Annotated in this window: 17 protein-coding genes; 13 read left to right on the top strand and 4 right to left on the bottom strand. The window is 67.9% G+C overall.

Annotated features, from left to right (window positions below; all coding sequences use genetic code 11):
- The first annotated feature begins 84 nt into the window (after nt 1-84).
- From ACZ5Z0_RS11255 to ACZ5Z0_RS11225, 7 genes are all read left to right on the top strand, one after another.
- The gene (locus ACZ5Z0_RS11255) at nt 85-765 is read left to right on the top strand and encodes a response regulator transcription factor (protein ID WP_464108498.1); all 681 of its coding nucleotides are present in this window, start codon (nt 85-87) and stop codon (nt 763-765) included.
- Between the two features lie 5 nt (nt 766-770).
- Nucleotides 771-2,303 (top strand): sensor histidine kinase, encoded by a 1,533-nt coding sequence (locus ACZ5Z0_RS11250; protein WP_464110770.1) that lies wholly within the window; start codon nt 771-773, stop codon nt 2,301-2,303.
- A 302-nt stretch (nt 2,304-2,605) separates the two neighbouring features.
- Nucleotides 2,606-3,778, top strand: coding sequence for a glycosyltransferase family protein (locus ACZ5Z0_RS11245; RefSeq protein WP_464108497.1), 1,173 nt, complete (start codon nt 2,606-2,608; stop codon nt 3,776-3,778).
- Nucleotides 3,765-4,985 (top strand): glycosyltransferase, encoded by a 1,221-nt coding sequence (locus tag ACZ5Z0_RS11240; protein ID WP_464108496.1) that lies wholly within the window; start codon nt 3,765-3,767, stop codon nt 4,983-4,985. Before ACZ5Z0_RS11245 ends, ACZ5Z0_RS11240 begins: the two co-directional genes overlap by 14 nt.
- Nucleotides 4,982-6,157 carry a glycosyltransferase family 4 protein gene (locus tag ACZ5Z0_RS11235; protein WP_464108495.1) on the top strand — a complete coding sequence of 392 codons (1,176 nt, stop codon included), beginning with the start codon at nt 4,982-4,984 and terminating at the stop codon, nt 6,155-6,157. The genes ACZ5Z0_RS11240 and ACZ5Z0_RS11235 overlap by 4 nt, the downstream gene beginning before the upstream one ends.
- A gap of 155 nt (nt 6,158-6,312) precedes the next feature.
- Nucleotides 6,313-8,040 (top strand): ABC transporter ATP-binding protein, encoded by a 1,728-nt coding sequence (locus tag ACZ5Z0_RS11230; RefSeq protein ID WP_464108494.1) that lies wholly within the window; start codon nt 6,313-6,315, stop codon nt 8,038-8,040.
- 64 nt (nt 8,041-8,104) lie between these two features.
- A complete protein-coding gene (locus tag ACZ5Z0_RS11225; RefSeq protein ID WP_464108493.1) occupies nt 8,105-9,223 on the top strand; it encodes a phosphotransferase in 1,119 nt (372 codons plus the stop codon).
- Nucleotides 9,224-9,414: 191 nt separating this feature from the next.
- On the opposite strand, the gene ACZ5Z0_RS11220 is transcribed toward ACZ5Z0_RS11225, so the two are convergent.
- On the bottom strand, nt 9,415-9,576 hold the full coding sequence (locus ACZ5Z0_RS11220; RefSeq protein ID WP_186372174.1) for a hypothetical protein: 162 nt from the start codon (nt 9,574-9,576) through the stop codon (nt 9,415-9,417).
- 164 nt (nt 9,577-9,740) lie between these two features.
- Between ACZ5Z0_RS11220 and ACZ5Z0_RS11215 the strand changes: the two genes are divergently transcribed.
- Nucleotides 9,741-10,577: an alpha/beta fold hydrolase gene (locus tag ACZ5Z0_RS11215; RefSeq protein ID WP_464108492.1), complete on the top strand. Its 837-nt coding sequence runs from the start codon at nt 9,741-9,743 to the stop codon at nt 10,575-10,577.
- Between the two features lie 25 nt (nt 10,578-10,602).
- Here ACZ5Z0_RS11215 and ACZ5Z0_RS11210 read toward each other — a convergent pair whose 3' ends face one another.
- Together ACZ5Z0_RS11210 and ACZ5Z0_RS11205 are read right to left on the bottom strand one after the other, a co-directional pair.
- Nucleotides 10,603-11,520, bottom strand: coding sequence for a serine hydrolase (locus tag ACZ5Z0_RS11210; protein WP_464108491.1), 918 nt, complete (start codon nt 11,518-11,520; stop codon nt 10,603-10,605).
- Between the two features lie 169 nt (nt 11,521-11,689).
- Nucleotides 11,690-12,376, bottom strand: a complete 687-nt coding sequence (locus ACZ5Z0_RS11205) for a uracil-DNA glycosylase (protein ID WP_464108490.1) — start codon at nt 12,374-12,376, stop codon at nt 11,690-11,692.
- A gap of 102 nt (nt 12,377-12,478) precedes the next feature.
- Between ACZ5Z0_RS11205 and ACZ5Z0_RS11200 the strand changes: the two genes are divergently transcribed.
- From ACZ5Z0_RS11200 to ACZ5Z0_RS11185, 4 genes are all read left to right on the top strand, one after another.
- Nucleotides 12,479-12,643, top strand: a complete 165-nt coding sequence (locus ACZ5Z0_RS11200; RefSeq protein WP_186372298.1) for a glycine zipper domain-containing protein — start codon at nt 12,479-12,481, stop codon at nt 12,641-12,643.
- Nucleotides 12,644-12,687: 44 nt separating this feature from the next.
- Complete coding sequence (locus ACZ5Z0_RS11195) at nt 12,688-13,500, top strand: hydroxypyruvate isomerase family protein (protein ID WP_464108489.1); 813 nt, start codon at nt 12,688-12,690, stop codon at nt 13,498-13,500.
- A gap of 105 nt (nt 13,501-13,605) precedes the next feature.
- Nucleotides 13,606-14,085 carry a thioredoxin-dependent thiol peroxidase gene (gene bcp, locus ACZ5Z0_RS11190; RefSeq protein ID WP_464108488.1) on the top strand — a complete coding sequence of 160 codons (480 nt, stop codon included), beginning with the start codon at nt 13,606-13,608 and terminating at the stop codon, nt 14,083-14,085.
- A 168-nt stretch (nt 14,086-14,253) separates the two neighbouring features.
- Nucleotides 14,254-15,201: a hypothetical protein gene (locus ACZ5Z0_RS11185; RefSeq protein ID WP_464108487.1), complete on the top strand. Its 948-nt coding sequence runs from the start codon at nt 14,254-14,256 to the stop codon at nt 15,199-15,201.
- A gap of 90 nt (nt 15,202-15,291) precedes the next feature.
- Here ACZ5Z0_RS11185 and ACZ5Z0_RS11180 read toward each other — a convergent pair whose 3' ends face one another.
- The gene (locus ACZ5Z0_RS11180) at nt 15,292-16,140 is read right to left on the bottom strand and encodes a class I SAM-dependent methyltransferase (protein WP_464108486.1); all 849 of its coding nucleotides are present in this window, start codon (nt 16,138-16,140) and stop codon (nt 15,292-15,294) included.
- A 158-nt stretch (nt 16,141-16,298) separates the two neighbouring features.
- Between ACZ5Z0_RS11180 and ACZ5Z0_RS11175 the strand changes: the two genes are divergently transcribed.
- Nucleotides 16,299-16,625, top strand: a complete 327-nt coding sequence (locus ACZ5Z0_RS11175) for a hypothetical protein (protein ID WP_464108485.1) — start codon at nt 16,299-16,301, stop codon at nt 16,623-16,625.
- The last annotated feature ends 58 nt before the right edge of the window (nt 16,626-16,683 follow it).

The raw sequence follows: 16,683 nt of genomic DNA, 5'->3' as shown, positions 1-16,683 counted from the left end.
CTGCTGGGGTCCCTGACGTTCCTCCCAGCTCATATGCAGGAGACGCCACAGTTTTCGAGCAGGCTCGAACTCCTTGGGGTCGAAGTGATCCGCATACTCATCGCCGAAGACGAAGAACGCATTTCCCGTTTCATCGAGAAGGGCCTGCGGGCGGCCGGCTTTGTCCCCACTGTGGTAACCGACGGCGTGACGGCCGTGGATTACGCGTCCAGCGGCCAGTTCGATCTCCTGCTCCTGGACGTCGGGCTTCCCCGTCTCGACGGCTTCACCGTCCTGACCGCGCTCCGAAAAAACGGGGTGGACCTCCCCGTGATCATCCTTACCGCGCGAGGCTCCGCCGCGGACACCGTTGCAGGCCTCGACGGCGGCGCAGACGACTACATGACCAAGCCGTTCCGCTTCGAGGAACTCGTCGCCCGGATCCGCCGCCGGGTCCGTCCGGGCGAAAACAACGATCCGCCCGCGGACCACATCATCCGCTATGGCGTCCTGGAGTTGAACCTCCACACCCGCTCGGTGAGCGTCGGGGACAGGACGGTGGAACTCTCGGCCCGCGAGTTCGCGCTGGTGGAAATGTTCCTGCTCCATCCGGGGCAGGTCCTCAGCCGGCAACAGCTTCTCAGCCACGTTTGGGGCTACGACTTTGACGGGACGTCCAACGTGGTGGACGTCTATGTACGCCAGCTACGGCAAAAGATCGGGGCGGACCACATCGTCACCACGCGCGGCGCCGGATACCGCCTTGCCAAGGAAGGGGAATCGTGACCTCCATGATGAACCGGCTGCGTCAAAGCGGCCGCAGCCGGCCGCCCGGCGGAGGTTCTCCCGGCGCCGGCGCGGACCCGTCCGGGTGGAGCGCGAAGTTCCACTCGGTGCGTTTCCGGGTCATTGCTGCCATGCTGGGCATGATGATCGCCGGTCTGGTAACTGCGGGCTTGATCGCGTTCATCGTCCAGTTCCAGGACTCCGACGCCCGGGTGGACCAGGCCATCTTGGACAAGGGCAATTCAGTGGTCAAGCTGGTCGGGACCAACAGCGCTTCCAGCGGTGATTCGTACGGAAGCAGGCTCCACGAAGCCGCCGAGGACATCGAACCCCGCAGTAACGAAGTGATGGCCGGAATCGTTGACGGGCGCATCGCTTGGATCAAAGAGGGGAACCCGAAGGAGCCTCTGCTTGACGCTACCCTGCAGTCTTCAGTCACCAGGCTCCCCAACCGCTGGGCCGCCGCCTTCGGCGCGTTCGACGCCGGCCGCCGCCCGCTCAGGACGGTGGCCCTGCCGGTGCCGGGCACAGCAGGTGAAAACACCGGGACGTATTTGTTGATTGGCCGGGACGCCGCCGACCAAAGGGACCACAATCTCGCCTCGGTCCAGACGTACTCTCTGGTGGCCGCCTGCACGCTGCTTGCCGCCGCCTTGATCGGGGGCCTGGTGGCAGGGCGCTTGCTGGATCCGCTCCGGCGCCTGCGCGAAGCTACCCTGGTGGTCAGCCACGAGGACCTCACCAGACGGGTGGAAGTCCGCGACGGCGAGGACGATGTCACGCTTCTCGCGAAGACGTTCAACACCATGCTGGAAAGACTCGATGAGGGCGCCCGGCAGCAGCAACAGTTCCTCGACGACGCCGGCCACGAACTCCGGACCCCCCTCACGATTCTGCGCGGACACCTGGAACTGGTGTCGGTCGACGACCCCGCCGATGTGACAGCCACGAGGGAGGTACTGCTGGAAGAGGTGGACCGGATGCAGCGCCTGGTGGATGACCTGCTCCTGCTCGCCAACGCCGGCCACCCTGATTTCCTCAGAAAGGCGCCCGTCCGGATCCCCGACTTCCTCCACCAGGTGATGGAGAAAATCCGGGTCCTCGCGGACCGTCACTGGCAAATCGATGAATGCGCCGACTGCACCGTGGAGGCCGACCCCCAGCGCCTCACCCAGGCCTTCGTCCAACTGGCCGCCAACGCCGTCAAGTTCACCGGGCACTCCTCCACGATCGCCCTGGGCAGCAGGATCGAATGCCCGACGGCGCCGGACGGCACCGAGTTGCCCGGCTCCGACACGCTGGTGCTATGGGTACGGGACACCGGCCCCGGCATAGCTGTGAAGGACCAGCAGCGGATCTTTGAGCGTTTCGGCCGGGCCCGCCCGGGCCGCGGGGAGGAAGGATCCGGCCTTGGCCTGGCCATCGTTACCGCTATCGCCGAGGCCCACGGCGGGACGGCCACCGTGGAATCAGCCTACGGCCAGGGATCGCGCTTTATGATCAGCATTCCGCTGCAGGCCGTCGGCGTCAGGGCCTGACCGGGCGCTACGTTCAACCGGTGCTCTGCTGGACCGTCGCTCCGCTGCACCCGCGAACCGGCTGTGAGGTCCCTGAATGAGAAGTCCTTAATCTTCCCCTCATCCCGTCTTCACTCTTGCGGCGCAGGCTGATGATCATCATCAGAGCGGCGCCAGCACCGGACACGGCGGCCACTACAGCGCAGCCCGGAACGCCGGAACCTGGGGGAGGAAATGCCGTGGAGCCGATACGGATAGTGCTGTATTCCCATGACTCGGTGGGCTTGGGACATGTGCGCCGGAACTTGGCCCTTGCCCATGCGTTGAATAATCAGCTTCCCGGTCTTACCGGCCGCGCCGTTACCGGCATCCTCATCACCGGCACCGCCCTGGCACCGGCGTTCGAGCTACCCGAGGGATGGGACTGGGTGCTGCTTCCCGGCGTCGAGAAAGGTTCCCAGGGCTATCTTCCCCGGAACCTGGCGTTGACCATGCAGGACCTCGTGCCGCTGCGGGCCAGGCTGTTACAGGCAACGCTGGCCGGGCTCCGCCCCGACCTGGTGATCGTGGACCGCCACGCGACCGGCGTCCACGGCGAACTCGAAACAGCGCTGCGACGCGCACGCGCCGGATCTGCTCGTGTGGTGCTCGGTCTCCGGGAGGTGCTTGACTCGCCCGCCACGGCCGCCACCGAATGGGCCAGGGTGGGCGGCCCGCGCGTGGTCAAGGCCCTGTTCGATGCCATCTGGGTGTACGGCGATCCCGCCGTCCATGATCCCGTGGCCGCCGGCGAGATACCGTTCGCCCTCCGGAAGCTCATCCGCTACACCGGCTACCTGGCAGAGGGACGCCCCTCGGCCGCCGGAACCAGCTGCATGCCCGGGCGGTACTGCCTGACGACCGTCGGCGGGGGCTCGGACGGGTATGCCCTGGCCCGGATCGCCGTCGCCACCCCGGTACCGGATGGGCTGGGGCATCTGGTGGTCGCCGGACCGCAGATGCCCGCAGAGCAGCTCACCGACCTCCGGCAGCGAGCCCGTCCCGGTGTGAAAGTCGTGGCCACTGTGGATGACATCGTGTTCCATATCCGGCACGCCGGCGCCGTCGTTTCCATGGGCGGCTACAACACGGTGTGCGAGATCATGAGCACCTCTGTCCCCGCGCTAATCGTGCCCCGAACGCAGTCGCGCGCCGAGCAGCAGATCCGGGCCGCGTCCCTCGCCGCGGCGGGGTACCTGGAGCAGCACGACATAGGCACGCTGACGCCGGCGTTCCTCGCCGGCTGGCTGGCCTCCCGGCTCGGCACCACCGTGGACCGCCGTCGGGCAGTCCTCGACGGGCTGGTCCGCGTTCCCCAACTTGCCGCCGAGTTGCTGCAGCCCCAGGCCGATTCCGATCAGTTCAGTCCCGACGAGGTCAGTGCACCTCACTTCGGGGCGGACGAAAGCGTGGCCGCAGCCCGATCGAAGGGCGGTGCGGGCCGTGTCGCCGTCTGAACCGGGGACGGCGTATGTCCTCAAGATGTATCCGCGATTCTCCGAAACGTTCATCGTTGCGGAAATCCTGGCCCGCGAAGCGGCGGGGGACCGGATCGAGATCTTCTCGCTCCTGCCCACCAACGACGCCCGATTCCACCCCGAGCTCGCCCGCGTCCAGGCACCGGTGACCTACATTGACCGCCCAATCAAGACGATAGCCCTGTGGGAGGCCCTCCAGTTGGCCGAGGAGGCGGGGCTCACGGCAGCCCTTGGCTTGAACTTCGCCAAACTCGCCGCTGTGACGGCGGACGAAGCCGTCCAGGCCATCAACCTGGCCACCGCCTTGCACGGCCGGAACATCCGGCACATGCACGTCCACTTCGCCTCGGGCGCCACAACGGTCGCCCGGCTGGCGTCCTTCATTACCGGGATCCCCTTCTCGTTCACGGCCCACGCGGTGGATATCTTCCATGAGTCAGTCCAGGACGAGGATCTGCGGCTCAAGCTGGAGCAGGCCCACCACGCCGTGACCATCAGCCAGTACAACATGCGCTACCTGCGCCACCGCTTCCCGGGCTCGACGTCCCGGCTCCATCTGGTGCGCAACGGACTGGAGCTGGAACGCTTCCCCTACCGGGAGCCCCACCCGCTCGGAACCACCCTGCGGATCGCCGCCATCGGCCGCCTGGTGGAGAAGAAAGGCTTCCAGCATCTGCTGCCCGCGGCAGCGGAACTCCTGGACCAGGGCGTCAAAATGGACCTCCGGATCGCCGGGACGGGGCCCATGGCCGAGGAGCTGGAGGCCAGCATCGATCAGCTCCGGCTCCGCGGGCAGGTCCGCCTCCTCGGCCCCCAGACCCAGGACGAGGTCCACGAACTGCTCCACTCCGCCGATATCTTCGTGGCGCCCTGCGTGATCGGCGCCGACGGTAACGCGGACGGCATGCCCACGGTCCTGCTTGAGGCCATGGCCACCGGCCTCCCCTGCGTCAGCACATCCGTCACCGGGATACCCGAGGTGGTCCGGAACGGCTCCACCGGAGTCCTGGTCCGGCCGGGCAACCCGCGCGCCCTGGCCCGCGGGATCCTCACCCTAGGCTCCCCCGCCACGGACAGGGTTGCCATGTCCCGCAATGCCCGGGCCTTGATTGAGGAGGACTACGACGTCCACCGCCAGGCCGAGCTCCTGAGATCCCTCGCCCGTTCTGAAAGGAGCGCCGCATGACACACGTGGCCTACCTCTGCGCCGACCCCGGCGTGCCTGTTTTCGGCACCAAGGGCTCCTCGGTGCACGTCCAAGAAATCGTCCGGGCGTGGCGCGGGACCGGCGCCGCAGTCACGGTCTACTGCACCCGGCTCGGCACCGAGCGGCCCAGCGATCTTGCCGATCTCGACGTCGTCGAAGTCAGGCCGGAATCCGTCCCGGGGCCCGCGCGGGAACGGGCCGTACAGGACGCCGCTTTGGGCCTGGCGGACGAGGTCCTGCGCAACGGCTGCGGGCTGTTATACGAGCGCTATTCCCTGTTCAGCCCGGCACTGTCCGTGGTGGCCCGCATTTTGGACGTGCCGTCAGTACTGGAGGTCAACGCCCCCCTCATCGAGGAGCAGCAGCGGTACCGCCAGTTGCTGGATGTGAAGAAGGCCGAGACGGTGTTCCGCCGCAACGCGGCCACGGCCGACGTCGTGGCCTGCGTCTCGGATCCCGTGGTGCACTGGGTGCGGGCGCGGGTGCCCGCGGCCAGAACCGTGCTGGCAGCGAACGGCGTGAACGTCGACCGGATTTCGGCCCGCCGCCCCGGGCGCCGGAACCCGGACCACCTCACGGTCGGGTTTGTGGGAACGCTGAAGCCCTGGCATGGCGTCCCCGGCCTGCTGCACGGTGTGGCCCTGGCCAACCAGCAGACCCTTGACCCGCGCCTGCGCTGGCAGGTCCAGGTGGTCGGTGACGGGCCCGGGCGGGCGGATCTCGAACGCCTCGCCGTGTCTCTCGGCGTGCCAACGGTGTTCACGGGCGCCGTTGCGCCGGCCGCCGTGCCCGGGCTCATGGCAGAATTCGACGCCGCCGCTGCCCCCTATCCCCCGGACGCCCCCGGCGAGGACGATTACTTCTCACCGCTGAAGGTCTTTGAGTACATGGCGGCCGCGCTGCCCGTGATCGCGAGCGCCGTGGGCCAGATCCCGTCCATCGTCCAGGACGGCCGCACCGGAATCCTCGTCCCGCCCGGGGAGCCGGCCGCACTGGCGAATGCCCTCATCCGGCTCGGTGAAGACCCGAACCTGCGGGAGAGGCTCGGGCTCGAGGCCCGCAGCGACGCGGTGCAGAGATTCAGCTGGAGCGGTGTGCTGTCCCGGATCACCGGGGCCCTGCCGCCTGCCCGCAGACTGGCCATGCAATGACCACCGCTGCCAGGCATTCACACCCCCGTAGCTGGCGAACGCTGTGGCGAAGGACCGGCACCAACGCGCCCTCCGAACCCACTCCGATGCAGCGGACCTTGCGGTGCATCCGCCCGCATCTGCGCGGGCACAGGTTGCTGATCACCTGGGGATTCATGGCCATGGCCGTGGAAATCCTCTTCCGGCTTCTTGAACCGTGGCCGGTGAAGATCGTCCTCGACTCCGTCTCACACTCACTCGGCGCCAATCTGCGCAGGTCCCCGCTCAGCGTGGAGGCAAGCGCCGAGGTGCTGCTTCTCTGCGCCGGCGCAATAGTTGTCATCAGCCTAGTCCGGGCCGTGGCAAGCTACCTGTCCGCGATCTCGTTTGCCCTCGTGGGCACCCGCGTTTCCTCCGAATTGCGTGCCCGGACCTTCCGCCACCTCCAGAGCCTGTCGATGCGCCACCACAGCCACGCCTCCACCGGCGACACGGTCCAACGGCTCGTCGCGGACGTATCCCGGCTGCAGGACGTGGCAGTCACAGCAGGGCTCCCCCTCATCGGCAACGTCGTGTCCCTGATCGCCATGATGATCATCATGCTCTGGCTCGATCCTTTTATCGCTTTGGTGACGTTCGTGTCCATCGGGATATTCATTTTGTTTTCCCGTAAGAGCTCGGGATCGATTACCACCGCGGCCCGCACATCACGCAAGGGCGAAAGTGCCCTGGCCACCACAGCCGCACAAACCCTGGGAGCAATGCGCGAAGTCCAGGCTTATGGACTCGAAGACACCCTCAGCTCGGGCTTCGGCAAGAGCAACCAGGCAGCGTCTGGCTCGGGGGTGGCCACGCTGAGGCTGTCCGCCAGCCTGCAACGGAAAACCGACGTCCTGACCGGAATCGCGACGGGGGTGGTCCTCGCTGCCGGCGGCTGGAGGGTGATGCAACATGCGATGACCCCCGGAGATCTGACCGTTTTCCTGTTTTACCTGAAAACCGGGATGAGGCCGCTCAAGGATGTGGCCAGGTACACCAGCCGTATCGCCCGCGCGACGGCCTCCGGGGAACGGGTGGCCGACCTGCTCGACGCCCAGAGTGATGTGCCCGAGGCGCCCAACGCCGTCCCCTTGGCGAGCCGGCACCCGGACGTCGTGTTCGACAACGTCTGGGCCGGCCACTTCGACGGGGCATCGGTGCTCAAGGGGATCACCCTGACCATACCGGCGGGTCAGCACTGCGCCGTGCTGGGGCCCTCCGGGGCCGGGAAGTCCACGCTGGCAAGCATGATCCTTCGGATGGTGGACCCCTGGGAGGGCAGTGTCAGTCTCGCAGGGAAGGACCTTCGGGGCCTGACCATCGCTTCCGTGCGTGCCCATGTCTCCATCCTGCTCCAGGACTCCGTGCTGTTTGGAACTTCGGTCCGGGAAAACATCAGGTTCGGGCGCCTGGATGCCACCAATGAGGAGATCGAAGCCGTGGCTGTCCTTGCACAGGCCGACGGTTTCATCCGCGCACTGCCCGAGGGCTACGAAACTGTGCTCGGCGAGGCGGCCAACGATCTTTCCGGGGGACAGCGTCAACGGCTGGCCGTAGCCCGCGCCATGCTCCGCAAGGCTCCCATCGTCATCCTGGACGAGGCGACCGCCGGGCTTGATCCGGCCTCCCGGGATTCGGTCCTCGACGCCTTGGACAAACTCACCGAGGGCCGGACCTCCATCGCCATTACCCACGACGTCAACTCTGCCCAATCGTGCGACCGGGTGATCTGGCTCGAAGACGGCGAAATTCTCGAAGATGGGGCGCCGCAGTCATTGCTTGTTGATCCTGACTCCCGCTTTGCCGGCTGGGTCCATCGGCAGCAGACCGCAGAACCGGGTGAACTGTTCAAGGTGCCGAAATGAGCATGGCACGGCAGGGACACTGGCCTCCGGACTGGCATATCCACCGATCGACGGAGTTGATCACATGAGCTGGCACTCGCAGGTCCCGCGGTCCGCCGTCGACTCTTCCGGGCAAACCTGGAAGATCCACCGGGTGTGGCCGGACAGAACGGTCGGGGACTACATCCTGGAGGTAGTTGCGCCGGGGCAGGCCGGCGTCCGGGGAGGCGTGCTATGCGGCGGAGCGTTCGAGCTGTTGCCCACGGACGATCCGGGGCTGCCGTCCCTGCGGGCCGAGGCCCGGCGCGGGGAACTGGTGTCCTACCGGCCGCACCTGCGTGCCGTCGTCCGGACCGATGCCGGCTACATCAAGGTCTTCCCGCCCGGCGGTGCAATCGTCCCCGCGCAACGCTGCGCGGAGACCGAGCTCCTCCTCGCCCCCGGGACCTTCACCGCACCCCGGCTGCTGCGGAACTCTCCGGACGTCATCGTCTTCAGCGCCGTTCCCGGCCAACCCCTGGGAGATTTGGGCGACGACACCGCCGGTCTCAGTGATGAAGAGTTCGACCGGCTGTGGGAGAGATGGCAGGACGCCTGGACCGCCCAGGTGAGTAGCTCCGCCGGGCACGCAGCCCTGGCCGCGTTACCCGTCCATTCCCCGGAGGCGGAGGTCGCGGATCTGCGGCGCTGGGTGAACCGCTGGCTGCGGCACTACAACGACATTCAGGAAGCCGCATCCCAACGCGCCACCCTAAGCGCACGGGCCGAGGACGTGATCCGGAATCTGCTGCGGACCGCGCCGGACCCGCTGGGCTGGGCGCATGGCGACCTCCACGACAAGCAAATCCTCGCCGACGGCGCCTCGCCGCTGGGTCTGCTGGATTTCGACGATACTGCCCAGGCCGAGGCCGCACTGGATTTGGCCAACCTGGACGTTCATTTGGAACTGAGTGCCCGCATACCCTGCATTTCGCCGGACCGGTACATGGCGGCCCACAGGCGAATCGTAGCTGCAGCGGAAGATCTGCACGTCAGCCCGGACCGGTTCCATGCTTATTCCGACGGCGCCTGGCTCCGGCTGGCCTGTTCCCCGTTTCCCAATCGCTCGGCCAGGGCCCTGGCTGTGCTCGGCGAACGTGCCGCGCACGTTCCGCTCACGTCCGGCTATGAGTCCGCACCTGTCCAGCTTCGCAAGCGAGGTTAGGGAAACCGGGTCCTTTGCCAGGTCGTGTCGACCGCGGAGGCCCTGGGGGCCACCCGCGGCCGGTCCCACGCTACGTCAAGGCGACCCGGCTGCCCCGCCCGGCTGCCCATGTTCGTTCCGGCCCCAATGGGCAGTCCTGGCGGAGGCCTTCCTCAGCCAGGGCCGCCGTCGTCGTTCCGCGCCCGGAGTGCCTAGCGGCCGAAGAGCTTGGCGAAGAAGCCGGTCTTGGGCTCGTTCTCGTGGCCCTTGCAGCGGTCGGCGCTCTTGACGCCGCGCATGACCTGGTCAACGTGCTGGCCGCAGCCGGCCCAGGTGGTCTTACCGCACTTCTTGCATGCAACCTGTCGGCACATCTGGCTTCTCCCTCATTGGTAGGTCTAGTGCTTCCACTATACCCCCGGGGGTATCTGGCGCAAATTCGTGGAACGCCCTGGCCGGGCGGGGCGTTGGTTTCCTACAGTGGGACCCGCTGCGGGACGCACGTACCGACTTTAGACCGTACCGAGAGGATCGCTTCATGGCATACATCAAGGTTGGAACCGAGAACAGTACCGACGTCGAGCTCTACTACGAGGACCACGGGACCGGGCAGGCGGTGGTCCTGATCCACGGCTACCCGCTGGACGGGTCATCCTGGGAAAAGCAGACCACCGCGCTCCTGACCGCCGGCTACCGCGTGGTCACCTACGACCGGCGCGGCTTCGGCAAGTCCAGCAAGCCCACCGAGGGCTACGACTACGACACCTTCGCCGCCGACCTCAACACCCTGATGACGGAGCTGGACCTCAACGACGCCGTGCTGGCGGGCTTCTCGATGGGCACCGGCGAAGTGGGGCGCTACCTCGGCAGCTACGGCTCGGCACGGGTGGCCAAGGCCGTGTTCCTCGGCTCACTGGAACCCTACGTGCTGCAGGCCGACGACAACCCCGACGGCGTCCCGCAGTCCGTGTTCGACGGCCTGCTGGAGGCGGTCACGGCCGACCGCTACGCCTTCTTCACCGACTTCTTCAAGAACTTCTACAACAGCGATACCTTCCTGGGCACCCCGCGGCTCAGCGAGGAAGTCCTGCGGGCCGGCTGGAACCTTGCCACCTCGGGCGGCCCGACGGCGTCCGTCGCCGCCCAGCCCACCTGGCTCACCGATTTCCGCGGCGACATCCCCAAGATCGACGTCCCGGCCCTGATTGTCCACGGCACCGCGGACCGGATCCTGCCGATCGACGTCACCGGCCGCCGCTTCGCCAAGGCTCTGCCGAGCGCGGAGTACGTGGAGATCGACGGCGCCCCGCACGGGATGCTCTGGACCCACGCCGCAGAGGTCAACGAGGCGCTGCTGGGGTTCCTCGCGAAGTAGCCGCCTCTTCCGCCCCGAGCTGCCCCTAGAACAAGGAGTCCGCCACGGCCTGTGTCACTTGATGGATGACTTCCGTCCGTTCGGGGACACTGCCCAGGTCATCGCCCTTGGTATAGACGACAAGGGCGTAGGCGCGGCCATCCTCGGCGAGGATGGCCGCGTCGTGCAACTCCCCGCCCAGCAGCCCGTATTTGTGAAAGACGGCGACGCCGGCCGGCACGGCGGCCGGGATGAGCGTTTCATAGTTGGTGTTCTGCATGAAGGCCAGCAACTGGGCGGTGTCCGCGGGCTTCAGCAGCGTTCCGGTGTAGAGGCCGGCCAGGATGCGGGTCATGTCGGCGGGAGTGAGCGTGTTGCTTTCGGGGCTGTAGTCCACACCGATCGAGGCCGCGTAGTCCGTCAATGCCGCATGGCCCACGGAGTCCATGATCAGCGACCAGGAGTCATTGTCGCTCTGCTGGATCATCGCCTGCAGCTGGAATTCCGCGGTGTAGTCACCCAGGGGGTCATCGAGCGACGCCGCCCCCGTTTCCACGAGATGGTAAAACGCCTCCGCGGCCAGGACCTTGGCCGTGCTGGCGGCGACGAACGCTGAGTCCACCCCGTAACGGCGGACCTCACCGGAAGCGGCCGCCCCGTCCGACACATCAAGCAGCGCCACACCGATCTGGTACTCCGGATTCGCGGCGACAATGTCGTTGATCTTGTCATCCAGCGCCGCGCCCAAGCCACCCGTGGCGGTCGGGGTGGCGGCTGGGGTGGCCGCCGGGGTGGCGGCTGGGGTGGCCGGCTTCGCCGGCGCGCCGAGGGCCGGCGCCGTGGCGCCCGCGGCGGCGCCGGAGACGCTGTCTGTCCGGACGGACGCCGTCGAGCCTGCCTGGGCGGCTGAGTGGACGCCGGCACCCAGAGCCGCAGCCAGCAGGGCGGCGCACAAGGCCATCATCAAGGCCCGACGACGGCGGAACGCCCGCGAGCGACGCCGGGAGTTACAACTGCCGGCGGGACGGTAACCGGGTTGCCGGGGCGTGCGCTCTTCCATAGTTTGCCAAGCTAGCCACGCCGGCTATGGAAAAGCTATGAACCAGCTGTCACCAGGCCAGCAAGATGGAAAGCTACGCCTGGCCGACCCAGCCGCCGGCCACGATGAGTTCTTCCAGCCCCCGCTTGAACCCGGACCGGCCGCCGTGGGCGGGATGCCTGATTTTCGGCGCCTCGACGCCGTTCCGGTGCAGGCTGCGCTGTGCAACGTTGCCCACAGCCACCACGGTCTCGATCGCGAACATCTCGGCCAGCTCCTGCCAGAACCGGCTCCCCAGCGCGGCTTCGGCGGCTGTCGGGGTTCGGTTGGACAGCGGCCGGTCCGGCACGTGGGTGTGCCAGGGGCACGCGCTCCAGAGCAGCGGCAGGAAGTCCAGCTCCGCCAGCACATCCCACATCACCGTGGCTGTCGGCTCCGCCGCAACGCCCTGCGCTTCCGGCGGCAGCACGTATCCCTTTCCGGGCCCGAACAGCCCGAACGCGTTGGCCGGGCCCTCGAGGATGGTTCGGCTGGTGAACGGAACGCCGGTGATCTTCATGCCCCGGAAGCCCGGGGCCTCCCCCACCAGCAGCACTTCCGGGGCGCGCTCCCGCATTTCCTGCAGGTACGTCGCCAGGTTCCGCCGGCGGATCGCGTTCGCGGCCACGCTGTGATCGAAGAAGTTGGCGCAGCCCGGGCCGGTTTCCACTGCCGCAAGCCGGTCCACAAACCCATCAATCTCGGACGCCCGGCCGGGATCGCCGGGGATGCTGTGCTCCACCCTCCGACTATAGGCCGCCGGCCGTGTCACAGGCTCTGTCATAGTCGGGGCAGCTTGACCGCCGGCCAGCGCCCACTCGGCAGGGCTTGCTAGCCTGAGGCTGTGAAATACCAGTCCCTGTGGATAGGAATGCTCGTTGGCGCCGCCCTTGGCTATTCCATTGGCGTGGCCACGGTCGACAAGCCCTTTACCGGGCTGCTGATCGGCATCGGCGTCGGCGCGCTGGTGGGCTTGGCCGCCCGGAAGGATCCCCGGAAGCGTCGATAGGCCCGTCCCTGCCCGGACCAGAATGACTCCAGAAAGAGCCCACCGTGACCTTTTCCGTGAACTGCTCCATCCTGCTGACTGAACTGCCGCTGCTCGAGCGCCCGGCCGCGGCGAAGGCTGCCGGATTTGACGCCGTCGAATTCTGGTGGCCGTTCGCAGGCTCCGTCCCGGGGGACGCGGAGCTCAGCCGCTTCGAGCGGGCGATCACGGACGCCGGCGTCCAGCTCACCGGCCTGAACTTCGACGCCGGCGACATGCCCGCCGGCGACCGCGGCCTGGTGTCCTGGATCGGCCGAGACTCCGAGTTCCGGGACAACATCGACGTTGTGGCCGGCATCGGCGCGCGGCTCGGCTGCACCTCCTTCAATGCCCTCTACGGCAACCGGCAGGACGGGCACGCCCCCGAAGCCCAGGACGAACTGGCGGTCCGGAACCTCGCAGCCGCGGCCGGCGCCGTGGCCCGGATTGGCGGAACCGTGCTGCTCGAACCGCTCAGCGGGGCGCCCCGCTACCCGCTCCTCACCGCCGACGACGCCCTCCGCACCATCGCCCGCGTGCGGGGGGAGACCGGCGCGGACAACATCCGGGTGCTTGCAGACTTCTACCACCTCGCGGTCAACGGGGACGACGTCGACGCTGTCATCGAAAGCCACGCCGGCGACTTCGGCCACATCCAGATCGCGGACGCCCCCGGCCGCGGAGCCCCCGGCACCGGGGACCTTCCGTTGGAGCACTGGATCACCCGCAGCCGCGAGCTCGGCTACGAGGGCTACGTCGGCCTCGAGTACAAGGCCCCGGCGGCAACCGCCTTCGACTGGGCCCTCCGCCAGCGCACGGCCCGCCGAACCGCCGGCTGAACCTGCCGGCTGAACCCGCCCGGGGGCCACCGGAATACCGGATCCGCCCCTAGTGTTGTGCACCACAGACCACTTTGCCACCGCCCTCCCAGCGAAGGACTTTCCATGAGCCAGAACCTCACCGTCAAGCTTCAGCCCGGCACCCCGGCCCCCGATTTCACCCTGCCCGACGCCGAGGGCAAGCCGGTGTCCCTCGCCGACTACCGGGGCAAGAACGTCATTGTGTACTTCTACCCGCAGGCCGCCACCCCGGGCTGCACCACCGAAGCCTGCGACTTCCGCGACAGCCTGGCCTCCCTGCAGGGTTCCGGCTACGAAGTCCTGGGTATCTCCCCGGACGCCCCCAAGGCACTGGCCCACTTCACGGGCGACTTTGCGCTGACGTTCCCGCTGCTCGCCGACGAGGACCACTCCGTTGCCCTCGCCTACGGCGCGTGGGGCGAGAAGCTGGTCCGCGGCGAGATCACCGAGGGCATCGTACGCTCCACCGTGGTCCTCGACCCCGAGGGCAAGGTCAAGCTCGCGCAGTACCAGGTCAAGGCCGAGGGCCACGTCGCCGCCCTGAAGGAAGAGCTCGGCGTCTAGCGAATCCGCCCTGCTTCCGGAAAACCGCTGCGCTTTAGGACCACCGCGCCCCGGGTCCGGAGTGCGCCCGTCCGAACCCGCAGCGAAAATCCGGAGCAGTAGCGGCAGTTGTCCACATCCGGCGTCGTGGCCGTTGCCGACGACCGGGCGGCGGGACAGCATCGGGGCATGGACCTCCCCCAGCTCATCCTCAGCAGTGATTCGACCCGCCTGGGCCGGGACACCCGCACACTGGCCCGCCGGGCCGCGGCAGGGGAACTGCGCCGCATCCGGCAGGGCGTCTACGTGCCCGCCGCGGCGTGGGACGCACTGCCGCGCTGGGACCGGTATCCGCTCCTAATCCAGGCGGCCGCGTCGACGCTGCAAAGCCGGACGGTGTTTTGCCGACAGTCCTCCGCTGCGCTGTGGGATCTTCCGGTGCTGGGCAGTTCACCGTTGGTGCATGCCTGCACGTCCGACGACGGCGGCGGCCGTTCCCGAGCGGGCGTCCGGCGGCACTTCGCCGACCCCGAGTCACTTCAGGTCGAAGAGCGCCGGGGACTGTTGGTCACTACCCGGGTCCGGACGGTTCTGGACCTGGCCGCTTTCGAGTCCTTCGTACAGGCAACCGCCGCGCTTGACCACGTGCTGAAACCACAGCCCGGGCTGCCTGCCCTGAGCAAGGAGGAGCTCGACGCCGGCATCGGAGCCGACTACAGCGCAGCCGCGGCGCGCAGAATCCGGGCCGCGCTCGACTTCGCAGACCCGGCGTCGGGATCGCCCGGGGAATCGGTGAGCCGGGCGCTCATGCATCGGCTCGGTTTCAAGGCCCCGGAGCTACAGGCCGAGATCCGCGATGCCAGAGGTCTGGCCGGCTACTCCGATTTCGAATGGCCCGAGGAGCGCCTCTGCGGGGAATTCGACGGCCTGGTCAAGTACCGCAAGGCTGAATACCTCCAAGGCAGGACCCCCTCCGAGGCCGTCATCGACGAGAAACGCCGCGAGGACCGGATCCGATCGACCGGCCGCCGGGTCGTCCGCTGGACCTGGACGGAGATCTCCGGGCCGGCGAAGTTCGCGGCCTTCCTCACGGCCCAGGGCATCCAGCGGCGGATCCGACCGGCCTGCCGCCGGTAATCCCGCGGCGGCTCCGGAAATCCGCGCCGGAATCGGACAGCCGCGGCCCGGATCCGCGCCGCAGCTGTCCAAAATCGGAGCGGAAGCGGACTACGCCCGGGTGCCGGCCACAATTGTCGCCGTGGACCGCAGCCGTAGCGCACCCTGGTGCTCATAGCGGCCCAGCATCTGGAACACATCGGAGCGGATCAGTGACCGGGCATGCTGGTCGGCGTTCGCCAGCCCGGCGGCCACCGTGGTCGCGATGTCCTCCATAAACTCCCAGTAACTGTCCGGGGAGCGGTGCACCAAGTCCGTGCTGACCGACCGCTCCGTCACCTCCGCGAGGCCGGCCTCCTTGAACAGCCGCGTCATGAACCCGGGAGCCGAGCAGCGGAACAGCCCCGGGGTCCCGGCCGGCGGCGGCGGCAGCTCGGTGTGATGCGCCAGGGTGCCCAGTACAAGACTTGCCCAGGGGTTTTCCGCGGCCCGGCCCCAGACGGCGGCGCTGACTCTCGCCCCGGGCTTGGCCGTCCGCACCATCTCCCGCAGCGCGGTCCGCATTTCCGGGAAGAACATAAACCCAAACCGGCAGAGCACGGCGTCGAACGTCCCGTCGTCGAAGGGCAGGTCGGCGGCGGCGCAGACGCTGAAGCGGACATTGCCCAGACGCTGGGCCGCAGCTTTCTCCTCGGCCACCTGCAGCATTCCGGCCGAGATGTCCGCCAAGACCACTTCGACGCCCGGCACCAGCGCCGCGACCGTGAGTCCCGGCTCGCCCGAACCTGCCGCAACATCCAGCACCACGGAGTCAGGGCGCAACCGGGCGTCCTCGATCACGGCGTCGCCAAAGGGACGGTGCCAGGCGATCAGTTCGGCATCCCACTTCTTCCAGCCGGCCGCAAACCGGTCCCAGGTGAGCCGCTGCTGGTCACGGATACTGTCCGCTGTGATTGCCATGGTGCGTCCTTACAAGAATCCGGACCGCACCCTCCCCCATCCCATAGTCTGCCCCGCCGTCGGCGTTCCCGCTAGGCTTCCGGATATCCGCCACGAAACCGGGCCGCCGCGAAAAAGCGGCGAAAAACCGGGCCGGCGGGGGCAGTAGGCTTAACAGCATGGCTCCTGAAGACTCCCCCATTGCGCCCGAACGCCGCGCCGTCACCGTCCGCCGCGCACCCAAGTACGTGCCGTTCCTGATCCTGGGCGGCCTGCTGGGCGTGGTCGTGGCCGCCCTCATCGCCTACGGCCTGCCGGGCGACGAGGGCTATGACGCCAACTCCGTCTTCGGCTTCTTCCTGACCTTCTGCGCCGCGGGCGGCGCCATCCTGGGCGCCGTCGTCGCGCTCGTACTGGACCGGCTGAGCGTCCGCCGTGCGGAGCACGCCGTCGTCGAATCCGTTCCGGACTCGGTTCCGGACACCGACGACGGCGACCGCGCCTGAGGCCGCCAGGTCACAAACGGGCGCCCGGAAAAGTCCCAGCGCACAACGTGAGATAATC

The organism is Arthrobacter sp. T2-23, from assembly GCF_055398325.1.
This window is presented reverse-complemented; position numbering and strand designations above follow the sequence as displayed.